The following is a 12,785-nucleotide window of genomic DNA, read 5'->3' on the forward strand; positions in this document are numbered from 1 at the left end:
CTGTCCGCCTCCTCGGCCGCCTGTCGTTCGACCGGAATACGCCTCATGAAAGGACCACGCGTGTGGCCAGAACCGTAGCCAGGAAAAGAAGATCGTTGTGGCAGGTGGCGACCGTCATCGCCGCGCTGGTGGGCGCAGCCCTGGGGGTCGGCGCCGTTCCGGCCGCGGCCGCGCCCCCAGCGGATACGAGCCTGACGGCACTGATCCAGCTGCCGTTCACCAACGTCAGCAACGGCAAACAACTGGATGTCCAGGACGGCAGCTACGACGACAACGCGCCCATCTCCGTCAACTCGGCGCCGGGGTCCGCCACGACGTGGCGCATCAACACGGGCACCAGCCTCGGCTCGGGGTTCGCCATCGCCAACGCCACCACCGGCAAGTGCATGGACCTGACCACCGCCCGCTACCAACTGCGGCAACAGCCCTGTGACGGGCGCGCGTCCGAGCAGTGGTACTTCCAACCGGTCGCCGGATCGGCGCAGAAGGCGTTCAGGATCCGCCAGGTCGGCGACAACTCCTGCCTGACCGTCCAGATACCTCCCGGCACCGACAACTGGGTGTACACCTACCGCTGCGACAACACGCCGTACCAGCAGTGGACGCTGCCCACCGAGGTCTACCAGACGGCGTGGAACATGGCCGTGGACTATGCGGCCGCCCGGTGCAACAAGGACACCGCGACCTGCTCGTGGTCCACGACCAGTCAGACGCCGCCGTTCACGCTGCCGGAGCAGTGCGTCTCCCCGATCTGGTTCAACGACACCTCGACCACGATCCCGTGGGAGTTCTCGCTGAGCACCACCACGGGGTGGAGCAACACCATCGGCTTCAAGCTGGGGGGAAGCCTGAAGGTCGGCGGCACTATCGGTCTCGCCAATGTCGAGCTGACGATCAACGGTGAGGTCAGCGGCGCGACCACGGTGGACCTCAAGCAAGAGCTGGGCAGCAAGCTGACCGTGAGCGTGCCCCCACGCCAGTACGGGTGGGTCACGCTGTCCGAACTGGCCACCAAGGCCACCGGAACCTTCACGTTCGACGCCCAGGGCTTCCCGTGGACCGCCGACGACACCATCACCGTGCCCCTCAAGTACGACAACAATGGCGGCGCGAGCATCTACAGCGCACGGACCAGGGCAACGTTCACCAACTGCGCCGGAACCTAGTAGCAGCGCCCACCTGGTCCCGGACGCGGTGGCCCGGTCAATTCTGGGGCCATCGTGTCCAGGCCGGGTACGTGGGCATGCGTTCACTGGATCGGGTGCCGGTCGAATGGCGAACGGGGGCGGAATCGGTCGATTCCGCCCCCACATCATGATCGGCTCTCCCAAGTGTTCCGACGGCAACGGCGTGCAGCCTGAGAAGCGGGGCAGGCCACGGTGAGCATGCCCCGCTGCGGGTCTCACAGGTGGAACAGGCCGGTTCGGGTCTCGTCGCGCCGGGCAAGCTCCGGCACCACGGGCTCCGAACGCGTGGGATGGCCCTTGGAGCACGGCGTGTAGCCCGATGGGATCGGTGGCCAGAACCGCGGCAACGGGAGGTCGGAAGAGAGGGAAGGCGCCACGGCAGGGACGATATGACCTGTTGCGATCTTGCCGGGGGGACCGTGGCGGCGGTGACCGGGGCGTTCACCCCGTCGGCCGTTTGGGCCGGTGTCCGTGGTCCAGACGCTGGGCGAGGCGGTCCGCGTAGGCGGCAATGCATCGGCGCAGGACGAGGCGGCCTGCTTTCTGGTTGGCGGGGGTGTAGGTCTGGGTGATGTTGTCGATGAGGCGGGCAGCGTCCGCCTTGGCTTCGCGGAGGCCGGTCAGCACGGGGCTGTGGGTGTATTCGGCCTGGGTGATGTCGGTCCACACCAGGACGGTGGCGGTCAGCCGTCCCTCCTCGCCGGCCATCCGGGGGAAGCGGGAGCTCAGGCCGTCGAAGAGTGCAGCCCAGTGTTCGGCGGGCATCTGCCAGTGGGTGAGCGCTGTCCGGCGCCGGGTGTAGTCGACGCGGGTCTGGTCGTCATCGAGGCGGCTCGCGATCTGGTCCACGCGGTGCTCGAAGTCCCGCCACAGGGTGGGGCCCATCTGCGGGCGGAGCTTGTTCATTGTGCTGGTGGCCTTGGCGACGGGGATGCCGAGCAGGCGGGCGCACTGGGATTAGGAGCCGCCGGCCGCCATCTCGGCGAGTTTGAGGCTGACGGCTCGTCGCAGGTGCCGGGGTGTGTAGCTGGTGGGGTTGTTCAGGCGGTCGGCGAAGTCGGCGAAGTGCTGGTCGTACCAGGGCTGGGGGAGGTAGGGCGGGACGTGTTGGGGGCCGAAGCGGCAGTCGCGGGAGGCGACGCGCACGCTGCCGTTCTCGGTGCGGCCGGCGGCGTGGAAGCCGTGCCGGTGGCGCACGAGCGCGCGGGCCAGGCGCGGGGAGATGGTCTTGCGTCGCAGCGCGGTGTACGCGGTCGCGTCGCGCCGGAAGGCGGCCTGGGCCAGGGGCTGGAGCCGCTCGCGCATGTCGCCCGGGTCGTGCTCGTCGCCCAGGAGGTGTTCGGCGGCCAGCAGGAGGGCGCCGCAGGTGGCGCTGTCCTGGGGTGCGGTCCACCGGTCCGGGGCCTGGGGGTTCGGCAGGCCCCGGGCTGTGCGGTCCTGGGCGGCGGTGCGGGTGGTCTCGACGTGGTCGTCGATGAGGTGCAGCATCGACGGCTCCAGGGTGAGGCCGTCGGCGGGGGCGGGCCAGCTGAGTGTGATCAGCTGGCTGGTGGCGGCGAGGTCCAGGAAGTACGCCCCGCCGGGCGCTGGGCCGGCGCCGTGCAGCCGGGCCTGGAGCCGCTGCTGGAGGCCGATCAGCCTTCCGACGCCGCCGGTGGGAGGTGGCGGGTGTTCGCCGGGTGGGGGGTGGTCGAGGCGGGCGCCGCAGACGGGTCCGCAGGCACCGGGACGGCTGCTGCCCGGCACGGTGGCGTCGCCTCGGCAGGCCAATGGGTGGATGCCCGGTGTGCTGGGCCGGTGGAGCAGGGCAGCCCTGCGGTGGTGGACCGGATTCGGTGATCCGCCGCAGTGCGGGCACCGGTGGGTGAGCAGGCGCTGGTGGGCGGGGCAGGCGAAGACGACGGGCAGGTGCCAACTGGCTGCCGGCCGCGGCTAGCCGCCGGAAGGTCGGCCCGGGTGCGCGTGGAGGGGCGGCAGCGGGGATGGTGCATCAGCTCCCGCAGCGAGGTGGTCCACGGCTCGGCGCCGTCCCGCGCCAGCGTCACCCGCCCCAGCTGCGGCTCCACCACATCCACGGTCCACTCGCGCCCGTTCACGATCAGCTCGATGCCGGGTCCAAGATCCCAGCAGACCGCAGCCGGTGTCACGCGACCGCCCCCGTCCCCGCGGTACGAGGAGCGAGACGGACCGGGCTCCTGTCGGTCAGCGGCACCGACACGTCGATACCCAGACGCCGGTGCCACATCAAGTGCACGGCGTGGGCGCGGGCAACGGCCGGCACGCTGCACCGCTCGACCAGGTCGCCGAAGTTCAGCGGCCCGGCCGCGACGGCGCCGAGCAGCTCGCCCTGCAGTCCGAGCGGGTCGCTCAGCTGCCGCCGTCCGGCGGAGAGGGCGTCCACCAGCTCCGGTACGTTCTCCCGCCAGCCGGACACCACGCTGTAGCGCCACCCGGCGGCAAGCGCCGCCTCGGCCGCCGCCGCGAACTTGAGCGCGTCCTCGGGGCGGATCCGGTCGCCCGGCCGCACGTCCACCAGCCACGGCCCCGTCTCGGTCAGCAGCAGGAAGTCAGGAGTGTGCTCCCTCAAACCGGCCGCCGAATCGAACCGCAGTCTGAACGGCTGGGACAGCGCCTCCGTCAGGTCCGCGGCGAAGTCCGCCACCAGGAGCAGGCTCTCCTCCTCGACGCTCTCGAACCCGTGGTGGCGGCCGGTGGACACCAAGTACTCCAGGCCCGGCCGGTGCCACTGCCCGGTCCGCCAGGTGAACCGTCGCACCGGCCGGCTCCGGACGATCTCCGCTTCAGCCTCGGCCAAGTCCCGGACCGGGTACACCACCGGCGCCCGCCCGAATCGCCACGTTGTCGTCCACCTGCGCGTCCACCCAGGCTCCAGCGCCAGCTCGCCGGCGCAGCCGCGAAAGCCCGCGTCTACGTGAGCAAGGTCCTCAAGCCCTTGCGCATCCGACCACCGGACAGTCGACGTCGCCGCCCGCCCACCACGTAACGCCATGACCGCCCGCTCCTTCGCCGCCCCACGATCAACGAGCAACCTACGACGAAGATCCAGCTTTAGGTGCATGTTCCCGACAATCAGGCGGCACCGGCGCAGAGGCTGTCAGCACCGCCCTGTACGAATTTGCCAACTAGATTCTGCCGATCATGCGTTTGAGTACCACTCAGGACTGGCAAAACAGCAGCTCATAGCACTGATGGAGTGCCATCTACCGACAGTGGTCGCGCCCTGGCCCACCTGCCGCCCGGCGGCGCCGTCGTCCTCCAGGAGCCCCTCCCCGGACTCGACGACGCCTGGGCCACCGGCCCGGACGGCCCCCACCTCGTGGAGCTCGTCGTCTCCATGACCCGCCGCGCCGCCGCCCCTCCGGCGCCACCGCCCGGCCCGCCCCGCCCCCGTCAGCCGGGCCGACCGGCTACGCCCCCCTGGCAGCGACTGGACCTACCTCAAGCTCTACGGCGACCGTCAGGAGGAGAACGCCCTGCTCGCCGGCGCCGTCCGGGACCTCGCCACCGACCTGGCGGGGCACACCGACCGCCGGGTCTTCCTGCGCTACGCGGACCCCGACCCCCACCTGCGGCTTCGTCTGCGCGGCGACCCCGGACTACTCCTCCCGGCCCTCGGCGACTGGGCGGGCGCCCTGCTGGCGGACGGGTACCCGACCCGGTTCGGCTTCGATGTCCACGACCGGGAGGTCGAACGCTACGGCGGCCTCGCCGCGCTGGACGCCACCGAGGAGCTCTACACCGCCGACGGCCAGGCCGTCCTCGACCTGCTCGACCTGCGCCACACCGGGCGGCTGCCGCTCGACGACACCGCGCTCGCGCTCCTCAGCATCGACGACCTGCTGGCGGGCATCGGCCTGGACGAGCCGGCCCGGCTGCGCCGCTACCGGCACCGCCCCCGCCACGAACGCCTCGCCGGCGCCGAATTCCGCGCCCGCCAGGCCGAGTTCCGCGAGCTGCTGACCACCCCGCCGCCACCCACCGTAGCCACCGTCCTCGCCGAACGCCGTCGACTGCTGGCCCCCGTCGCCGCCCGGCTCGCCGACCTGGACCGGCACGGTCTGCTGGGCCGCCCGCTCCCCGACCTCTGCGACAGCTACGTCCACCTGCACTGCAACCGGCTCCTGGGCCCGAGCCGCACGGCCGAGCAGACCGCCCTCGACCTGCTCGACCGCACCCGCCGGAGCCTGACCCTGCACACCGGGTGACCGCGGCGACTACTCGTGCAGTGCCAGCTCCGCCTCGCGCTCCGCGTCGGCCGCGATCTCCGCCTCCGTCTCCAGCGCTTCCTCTTCCAGCATCAGCTCGTCGTACTTCCCGACGACCTCCGCGATGCGCACGATCACCTGCTGCGCCCCCGGCGCCGGCGCTCCCCGCGCCAGGAGTTGGGGCGCCACGAACGCCAGGACCGCCGTGACCGCCACGACGCCGATCGCCACCTTCGCCTTCGCGGCAGCGGGTTCCACCCCCTCCTTCCACGTGACGTAGCGCTTCATGGCCTTCAGGAACTCCCGCCGTCCCCTGATCAGGCTCTCCACCGCGCGCCGGACGTCTCCGGTCCGCACCGACGAGTCCAGCGCCGCCAACGAGGCGTCGGTGTTGAGCCAGATCGTCTGCGGCGGGATCTCGCTGTTGAAGAGCCGGTTGACCCAGAAGCCCGCGAACCCCGAGGCCGACGGCTTGTCGATCAGCTCGGCCTGGATCTTGTGATCGCCCGAGTAGAAGTCGTACTTCCGGCGCAGCGCCCGCCCGGCCTCCGCCAGCGCGGCGAGCGCCCGCGCCCGCTCGGCGGCCTCCTCCGCGCCGGGTGCGACGGGTTGCGGCTCGCGCTCCCGGCCGACGCGTCGGTAGACCTGGTAGAGAATCAGTCCTTCCTGCCCGCCCTCGTACTCGGTCTCCGCGGTGCAGACCACACGGTCGGGGCTGCCCTCCAACGGGCCCAGGACGTGCTTCGGGTACCACGTCGCGGCGGTCTGCCGGTTCCAGGGCTTGCCGCCGTGCTTGACCTGCAGGCTGTGCGCGAGCTCGTAGTAGTGCTCGAGTTGTCCCTGTCCCGCGTCCCGGAACCGGTGGGTCTTGATCTCGTAGATCGCCCGTTCCTCGAAGTCGATGATGTCCGGCGCTAGTTGGCGCGCTATGCCGCGCAGATCACCCAGAAAGGCGCTCGCGGCCTTGTCCTCCTCGCCGTCCGGCCCCCGGGGGAGGGTGATCCCGTAGTGCGGGGATCCGCCGTACAGGAACTGGGACCCGACCAGGACCCGGTCCTTGCTCTTCCGGTGTTCGGCTCTGTAGGCGTCCTCGATGAGCTTGTTCGCGGGCTCGTAGATCCACCGCTCGGCCGCCGATTCGGGCTCCCACTGCGGTGGTGCGGGGCACGGCCCGTCCGGGTGGCGCTGGATCGTCCCGGCCGGCGGCGCGCGCCAGGTGCCGGGCGGCGGTAGGCCGGTGCCGACCAACTCCGCGGCCCGGTCCGCCTGCTGTTCGGCGGCCGTGTCGGGGAGGCCTACCGCGGTCGGCGGGGCGGTGAGTCCGCGCTGCTGCCGCACGTGGGCCAGTTCATGGGTCAGGAGCCGGCGGCCCGACGCGGTTCCGGGGCTGTAGCGGCCCGGCGCGAACACGATGTCGCTACCGACCGTGAACGCGGCGGCCCCGAGGGCCCGGGTCGAGGACCCGTCACTGTGCACCCGTACGTCGCCGAAGTCATGCCCGAACCGCGTGTCCGCCCAGGCCCGGGTGACGGGATCCAGCACGGCCCCGCCCGTCCGGGCCGCGCGGGCGGCGGTCCGGGCCGGATGCTCCGCCAGCTGCCCGCCGCCCCGCCGGACGGTGGTACGGAAGGTGTCCGGGGTCTGGTGCGATCGCACACGTTCATCGTCCCGCCGCTGCCCGGCGGCGGCAACGTGGCCAACTGATCGCTTCAGAATGCCGTTCGGTGTCGTCGGAGGCAGATGATGCCGCAGGCGAGTTCGAGGAGGCTTTGGTGGAGGTCGGCGCGCCGCTCGTAGCGGGTGCGGAGTCGCTTGAACCGGTGCGGCCACGCGCAGGCGCGCTCAACAACCCAACGCACCTTGCCCAGTCCGGAGTGACAGTGGCGTGTCGCACAGTTCCTCGCGCCCCTGGGAGCGGTCAGCCGTTGAGCCAGTCCTGGTAGCGGGTCGGTGCCAGGCGGGCGCCGGGGCCCGGGGTGAGGACGTCTCCGTGGACGGCGCCGAACAGGCCTGCCCGGTCGTCGACGACGACGGGGCGCCGGTCGCCCCGCGCGGCCAGCGTCATGCGGCCGATCTCGTCGAGCGTGAACGTGTCGGGGCCCGCGATCTCGAGAACCCCGCCGAGCGGCGTGCCGGTGGCCACGTCTGCGAGGACATCTGGGATCCATTCCTTCGTCGATGCGGTGCCAGGGCTCGGCACCGCCATGGCAAGAACGTACGCCTCCACATCGAGACGGTGAATGACCAAAGATCTCGATTCTCTGTCATATCGTCTCGCCATACAGGCACTAGAGTGGCGCTATGGACATCCTGAGCGACACCCTCGAAGTTCTGCGCACGGGACGCCCGATGGTGACTCGCACCGACGCGCACGCCCCGTGGGCCCTGAAGTTCCAACCCATCTCAGGAGCCGGATTCCACGTGGTCGTGGAAGGCCACTGCCACCTGCTGCCACCGCACGGCCAACCGCTCGCGCTCGGGCCCGGCGACATCGTGTTCCTGCGGCGCGGCAGCGGACACACCCTGTGCGACGTGCCGGACCGCGATCCGGTGGACTTCGTACCGGAGCGCGTGGACCGTTCCTCGCCGATCGGCCAGGTCACCGTGGACGGACCAGGGCCACACACGGTGCTGGTGTGCGGCGCGTACGCGATCGACGTCGATCGCCCGCATCCGCTGTTCAGCGATCTACCGGAGGTCATCCACCTCCCCGCGGTTCCCGGCCGCCACCCGGTGCTGCGCTCGGCGGTCGATCAGCTGTGCGCCGAGTTCCACGCGCCGCAGCCGGGCTCGGACGCGGTCGTCACGGCGCTCATCGATCTGCTGCTGCTGTACATCCTCCGGTCGTGGTACGCCGAACTACCGAAGGAGCGGACCGGGGGTTGGGCGGCCGCGCTGACCGACCCGGCAGTCGCCCCGGCTCTGAAGGCGATCCACGACGATCCCGGCCATCCCTGGACCGTGGAGTCTCTGGGCACCAGCGCCGGGCTGTCCCGCGCGGCGTTCGCCCGCCGCTTCGCCTCGGTGGTCGGTGAGCCGCCGTTGACCTACCTGACCAACTGGCGGATGGCCACCGCGGCGCGGTTGCTGCACCAATCGCCGACCCCGCTGAGCACAATCGCGCAGCACACGGGGTACACGTCGGAGTTCGCCTTCGCGAAAGCTTTCAAACGACACTTCGGGTCGCCGCCGGGGGCCTACCGCAAGCAGGCCAGGACGGCAGGCGACGAACCACGCGGATACAACTGACGGTGAGGGCCCGGACATCACCGCAGCGGATGGGGATACGGTGGTCGCTGCCGATCCCGGCCTCGCGGTGGCCCCGATGTGGTGGAGCGCAGGAACTGCCGGCAGCCGGCGGAGCGCGCCGGCCATAGCCGTCCCGGTCCGATGCAGCGGCTGCTGCGGTGCGCCTGTTGGGACGCGGGTGCGGCGCGCGACAAGGTCCGCCGCCGCGCCGTGGACCGTCTCGGCGCCGGTGACGGTGTCCTGATCGTGGATGGAGCCGGGACTCCGAGCGGCGCCGCCACGACTTCGACAAGTACCGCCGCCTGCTGTGGAAGCGCGGCATCAAGCCGATCATCGCCAGACGCGGCGCCCACGGGTCCGGACTGGGCAAGGTGCGCCGGGTCGTCGAGCGCGCCTTCGCCTGGCTGCACCGGCTCAGGCGACTCCGCATCCGCTACGAGCGACGCGCCGACCCCCACCAAGGCCTGCTCGAACTCGCCTGCGGCATCATCTGCCTCCGACGACACCGAACGGCGTTCTGGAACGATCAGTAAGGCCGCCGGGCGCCCGCGGGTCAGGAGCCGCCCAGGCAGGCGAGGATGTCGACCCGCACGGGCTCACTGCCGCCGTTACTGACGGTCAGCGACTCCAGTCCGCCCGGCAGGACCGCCGCCACCGCCCCGGCGCCCCACACCAGCAGCTCACCGTCGATCGTCAGCGGCGTCGGCGTGCCAGCACCCGTCGCGTGCGGGGTGAAGGTGACGGCGGCGCGCTTCCCGGACTGCGTGCGCGCGCGGACGGCGAGCAGCACCGCGACACCGGTGGTCGGCAGCAGGGCCACACCCTGCTGGTGGCCGGCCGCTGCCGCCTCGGCGAGCGCCACCGACGTGAAGGTGTAGGACTCTGGGTCCAGCTCCGTTCCCACCGGCAGCACGGGCCCGTCGGCAATCGCGACGGAAGCGCTCACGGACACCTGCACCATTACGAACCTCCCACGTCGTCGGCCGTCCGGCCGCTACCGGCGCACGAGCCTCGCACCGCCCCTGTCAACGGGTCGTCACGGCGTCGTCATCGGCGGCCCGCCCGTGACGCGGCCGTGACGGCGGTTTGACGCGCTGCTGCGACGATCCGGCCCGAGGCCGTTGCCGAAGGAGTGAGCATGCCCAATCCCCGACTGAGCGCCCCCGGCGTCTACCTGACGGAGGTCGTCGGCGGCAGCCGGACGGTCACCGGCGTGACGACCGCCGTCACCGCCTTCGTGGGCCGCGCCCTGCGCGGCCCGGTCGACGAGCCCGTGCCGCTGTCCTCGATGTCCGAGTTCGAGCAGGTCTTCGGCGGGCTCTGGCGGGACAGCGGCCTCGGCTACGCGGTGCGCGACTTCTACCTGAACGGTGGCGGGACCGCCCTGGTCGTGCGCCTGGCCGGAGGCGCCGGCACCGCGCGGATGGACGCCGGCGGCCTGCCGTTGACGGCCGCGGGGCCCGGGAACTGGGGAAACGCCCTGTTCGCCCGCGTGACGTACCCCGACGACCAGGACGCCGGTGAGATCGCCCGGAGCCAGACCGTCGACGGCGGCACCCTGTTCAACCTGGAGGTCTGGGAGGCCGGCGGCGGGGACCGGGAGTCCTTCCTCAACCTCACGCTGGACGACGGTCGCCGCCGGGTCGACCGGGTGCTCGAGAACTCCCGGCTCGTCCGCGCCGGCACCCTCCCGCAGGGCACCGCCCGGCCGCAGGAGGGGACGTACCAGGTCGTCGCCGCCACCAGCGGTGACGACGGCCACGACCTGGAGGTGGCGGACTACCTCGGAGCGCAGGGCGAGGACCTCCAGGGCACCGGCAAGGGCCTCTACGCGCTGAACCGGGCCGATCTCTTCAACCTGCTCTGCCTGCCGCCGTCCCGCCCCGACGGGAACCTCAACCCCGCCGTCTGGTCGGAGGCCGCCGCACTGTGCGTGGCCCGCAGGGCGTTCCTGCTCATCGACCCGCCGGCCGACACCCCGATCGGCACCGTCCGGACCTGGGTCGCGAAGCTGGCCCTGGCCGGTGACGCCCTCCGCGACGCCGCGCTCTACCTGCCCCGGATCCGGCACGCCGACCCGCTGCGGGACGGCGCCCTCGGCGCGTTCGTGCCCTGCGGGGCCGTCGCCGGCGTCATGGCGCGCACCGATGCGTCCCGCGGCGTCTGGAAGGCGCCCGCGGGTCTCGACGCCGGCATCGTCGGAGCCACCGGCCTGGAACAGCTCGTCGGCGACACCGAGAGCGGCGAACTGAACCCTCTGGGGATCAACTGCCTGCGGACCTTCCCGCAGGCCGGCACCGTGGTCTGGGGCGCCCGGACCCTGCGCGGCGCCGACGCGCTCGCCGACGACTACAAGTACGTACCGGTCCGGCGGTTCGCGCTCTTCCTGGAGGAGAGCCTGTACCGGGGCACCCAGTGGGTCGTCTTCGAGCCGAACGACGAGCAGCTGTGGAGCCAGATCCGCACCTCCCTCGGCTCATTCATGCAGGACCTGTTCCGCCAGGGCGCGTTCCAGGGGCGGACCCCGCGCGAGGCCTACTTCGTCGCCTGCGACGCCGAGACGACCACGCAGTACGACATCGACCGCGGCATCGTCAACATCCGCATCGGCTTCGCACCCCTGAAGCCCGCCGAGTTCGTGGTCATCACCGTCCAGCAGAAGACCGCGGACGCGGTGGGCTGACACGTCACCCGAGGAGCGACATGGCCGACTTCACGATCAACGCGACACGCTTCGACCCGTACAAGAACTTCAAGTTCAGGGTCAAGTGGGACGGCCGGTACGTGGCCGGGATCAGCAAGGTGGGCGCCCTGCGCCGGACCACCGAGGTGGTCAAGCACCGTCACGGCGGGGACCCGAGCAGCAGCCGCAAGTCCCCCGGACGCACCGAGTACGAGGCGATCACGCTGGAACGCGGGGTCACCCACGACCCCGACTTCGAGCAGTGGGCGAGCAAGGTGTGGAACTGGGGCGCCGGCCTCGGCGCCGAGACCTCGCTCAAGGACTTCCGCAAGGACGTGATCATCGAGGTCTACAACGAGGCCGGTCAGTTGGCGATCGCGTACACGGTGTACCGGTGCTGGGTGTCCGAGTTCCACGCCCTGCCCGATCTCGACGCCAACGCCAACGCGGTCGCCATCCAGTCGATCAAGCTGGAGAACGAGGGCTGGCAGCGCGATCTCGCGGTGACGGAACCCACCGAGCCCTCCTTCGTCCAGCCCTGACGGAAGCACACCCCTTGCCGACCCAGGAGGTCACCGTGCGGAGCCTCGCCGATCCCGGACAGCTGCTGACCGCATGGGAGGAGGCACTCGCGGTGCCCCTGCCGGCCCGCACCGCCGTCCTGCTGCACCGCACCGGACTCGCCCCCGACCTGGACGGCGCGCTCGACCTCGGGGTCGGGCAGTGCGCGGCCCTGGCGGCCGCGCTCCACCGGGCCGTCTACGGACCCGACGTGGACGGGCTGGTGGGCTGCACGGGATGCGGTGAACTGCTGGAGGTGCACCTGCGCCTACCGGCCGCCGACGCCGGAACGGCCGGGCCGCCGACGGTGGAGCCCGGTGAGGCCCGGGTCGGTGCCCACGCCGTCCGCGCCCCCACCGTCCGGGACCTCCTCGCCGCCGCGGGCGGCCCCGGTGACACGCGCACCGTGCTGCTGGCGCGGTGCGTCCGGCGGCTCGACGGTCAACCGTTCGACCCCGCCGCCCTGACCCCGGAGGAGGAGTCGCTCCTGGACGAGGCGGCGGAGCTGCTGGCGGGCGACGCGGAAACGGTGCTCCGTACCCGCTGCCCGGCCTGCGGCGGCGAGGTGGCGGCGGCGCTCGACATCGGCGCCGTGCTGTGGGACCAGGTGGACGCCGCCGCCCCCGCGCTGATGGCCGAGGTGACCACACTCGCCCGCGCCTTCGGCTGGAGCGAACAGGCGGTGCTCGCGATGTCCCCGTTCCGGCGGCACGCGTACCTCTCGCTGGCGGCGGCCCAGTGACCGGCTTCTTCGACCGCATGGCCGCCCGTGCTCTCGGCCGGGAGCCCCGGCTCGTCCTCCGGCGGCGCGCACGGTTCGAGCCGGCCGAGCCGGCCGCCCACCGGTCGCCCGAGTTCCCGGCCGCCGCCGTCACCTCA

The 12,785-nt window shown here is 71.8% G+C and carries 12 protein-coding genes and 2 pseudogenes; 7 read left to right on the forward strand and 7 right to left on the reverse strand.

What is annotated here, in order from left to right:
- Window positions 1-104: 104 nt before the first annotated feature.
- Window positions 105-1,166, forward strand: a complete 1,062-nt coding sequence (locus tag ACIO5E_RS23800; RefSeq protein ID WP_400671147.1) for a ricin-type beta-trefoil lectin domain protein — start codon at window positions 105-107, stop codon at window positions 1,164-1,166.
- A 462-nt stretch (window positions 1,167-1,628) separates the two neighbouring features.
- Here ACIO5E_RS23800 and ACIO5E_RS23805 read toward each other — a convergent pair whose 3' ends face one another.
- From ACIO5E_RS23805 to ACIO5E_RS23815, 3 genes are all read right to left on the reverse strand, one after another.
- Complete coding sequence (locus tag ACIO5E_RS23805) at window positions 1,629-2,093, reverse strand: hypothetical protein (RefSeq protein ID WP_400671149.1); 465 nt, start codon at window positions 2,091-2,093, stop codon at window positions 1,629-1,631.
- 51 nt (window positions 2,094-2,144) lie between these two features.
- Window positions 2,145-2,933 (reverse strand): hypothetical protein, encoded by a 789-nt coding sequence (locus tag ACIO5E_RS23810; RefSeq protein WP_400671152.1) that lies wholly within the window; start codon window positions 2,931-2,933, stop codon window positions 2,145-2,147.
- Window positions 2,934-3,330: 397 nt separating this feature from the next.
- Window positions 3,331-4,266 (reverse strand): TnsA-like heteromeric transposase endonuclease subunit, encoded by a 936-nt coding sequence (locus ACIO5E_RS23815; RefSeq protein ID WP_400671154.1) that lies wholly within the window; start codon window positions 4,264-4,266, stop codon window positions 3,331-3,333.
- Window positions 4,267-4,681: 415 nt separating this feature from the next.
- On the opposite strand from ACIO5E_RS23815, the gene ACIO5E_RS23820 reads away from it, so the two are divergent.
- Window positions 4,682-5,413 (forward strand): thiopeptide-type bacteriocin biosynthesis protein, encoded by a 732-nt coding sequence (locus ACIO5E_RS23820; RefSeq protein WP_400671747.1) that lies wholly within the window; start codon window positions 4,682-4,684, stop codon window positions 5,411-5,413.
- A 9-nt stretch (window positions 5,414-5,422) separates the two neighbouring features.
- On the opposite strand, the gene ACIO5E_RS23825 is transcribed toward ACIO5E_RS23820, so the two are convergent.
- The 3 genes and pseudogenes from ACIO5E_RS23825 to ACIO5E_RS23835 all read right to left on the reverse strand — a co-directional run bounded on the left by ACIO5E_RS23825 (window position 5,423) and on the right by ACIO5E_RS23835 (window position 7,640).
- Window positions 5,423-7,069, reverse strand: a complete 1,647-nt coding sequence (locus tag ACIO5E_RS23825; RefSeq protein WP_400671157.1) for a DUF4157 domain-containing protein — start codon at window positions 7,067-7,069, stop codon at window positions 5,423-5,425.
- A 53-nt stretch (window positions 7,070-7,122) separates the two neighbouring features.
- Window positions 7,123-7,290 (reverse strand): annotated as a pseudogene (locus ACIO5E_RS23830) (IS5/IS1182 family transposase); the annotation flags it as partial.
- 41 nt (window positions 7,291-7,331) lie between these two features.
- Window positions 7,332-7,640, reverse strand: coding sequence for a hypothetical protein (locus ACIO5E_RS23835; protein WP_400671762.1), 309 nt, complete (start codon window positions 7,638-7,640; stop codon window positions 7,332-7,334).
- Window positions 7,641-7,714: 74 nt separating this feature from the next.
- On the opposite strand from ACIO5E_RS23835, the gene ACIO5E_RS23840 reads away from it, so the two are divergent.
- A complete protein-coding gene (locus ACIO5E_RS23840) occupies window positions 7,715-8,662 on the forward strand; it encodes an AraC family transcriptional regulator (RefSeq protein WP_400671160.1) in 948 nt (315 codons plus the stop codon).
- A gap of 272 nt (window positions 8,663-8,934) precedes the next feature.
- Window positions 8,935-9,195, forward strand: a pseudogene (locus ACIO5E_RS23845) (transposase); the annotation flags it as partial.
- A 20-nt stretch (window positions 9,196-9,215) separates the two neighbouring features.
- On the opposite strand, the gene ACIO5E_RS23850 reads toward ACIO5E_RS23845, so the two are convergent.
- On the reverse strand, window positions 9,216-9,608 hold the full coding sequence (locus tag ACIO5E_RS23850; RefSeq protein ID WP_400671163.1) for a hypothetical protein: 393 nt from the start codon (window positions 9,606-9,608) through the stop codon (window positions 9,216-9,218).
- Window positions 9,609-9,800: 192 nt separating this feature from the next.
- Here ACIO5E_RS23850 and ACIO5E_RS23855 point away from each other — a divergent pair, with 192 nt between their 5' ends.
- The 3 genes from ACIO5E_RS23855 to ACIO5E_RS23865 are packed head-to-tail and all read left to right on the forward strand — an operon-like array spanning window position 9,801 to window position 12,648.
- The gene (locus tag ACIO5E_RS23855) at window positions 9,801-11,345 is read left to right on the forward strand and encodes a phage tail sheath family protein (RefSeq protein ID WP_400671164.1); all 1,545 of its coding nucleotides are present in this window, start codon (window positions 9,801-9,803) and stop codon (window positions 11,343-11,345) included.
- A gap of 20 nt (window positions 11,346-11,365) precedes the next feature.
- A complete protein-coding gene (locus tag ACIO5E_RS23860; RefSeq protein ID WP_400671166.1) occupies window positions 11,366-11,887 on the forward strand; it encodes a phage tail protein in 522 nt (173 codons plus the stop codon).
- Window positions 11,888-11,901: 14 nt separating this feature from the next.
- Window positions 11,902-12,648 carry a hypothetical protein gene (locus ACIO5E_RS23865; protein WP_400671169.1) on the forward strand — a complete coding sequence of 249 codons (747 nt, stop codon included), beginning with the start codon at window positions 11,902-11,904 and terminating at the stop codon, window positions 12,646-12,648.
- The last annotated feature ends 137 nt before the right edge of the window (window positions 12,649-12,785 follow it).

It is taken from the genome of Kitasatospora sp. NPDC087314, assembly GCF_044744365.1.
In the GTDB taxonomy this organism is placed as follows: domain Bacteria; phylum Actinomycetota; class Actinomycetes; order Streptomycetales; family Streptomycetaceae; genus Kitasatospora.

Excerpts from the sequence above, each read along its gene's own strand:
- ACIO5E_RS23855 (WP_400671164.1), top strand. The coding sequence starts at position 9,801 with ATGCCCAATCCCCGACTGAGCGCCCCCGGCGTCTACCTGACGGAGGTC.
- ACIO5E_RS23840 (WP_400671160.1), top strand. The coding sequence starts at position 7,715 with ATGGACATCCTGAGCGACACCCTCGAAGTTCTGCGCACGGGACGCCCG.
- ACIO5E_RS23805 (WP_400671149.1), bottom strand. The coding sequence starts at position 2,093 with ATGAACAAGCTCCGCCCGCAGATGGGCCCCACCCTGTGGCGGGACTTC.
- ACIO5E_RS23860 (WP_400671166.1), top strand. The coding sequence starts at position 11,366 with ATGGCCGACTTCACGATCAACGCGACACGCTTCGACCCGTACAAGAAC.
- ACIO5E_RS23815 (WP_400671154.1), bottom strand. The coding sequence starts at position 4,266 with ATGCACCTAAAGCTGGATCTTCGTCGTAGGTTGCTCGTTGATCGTGGG.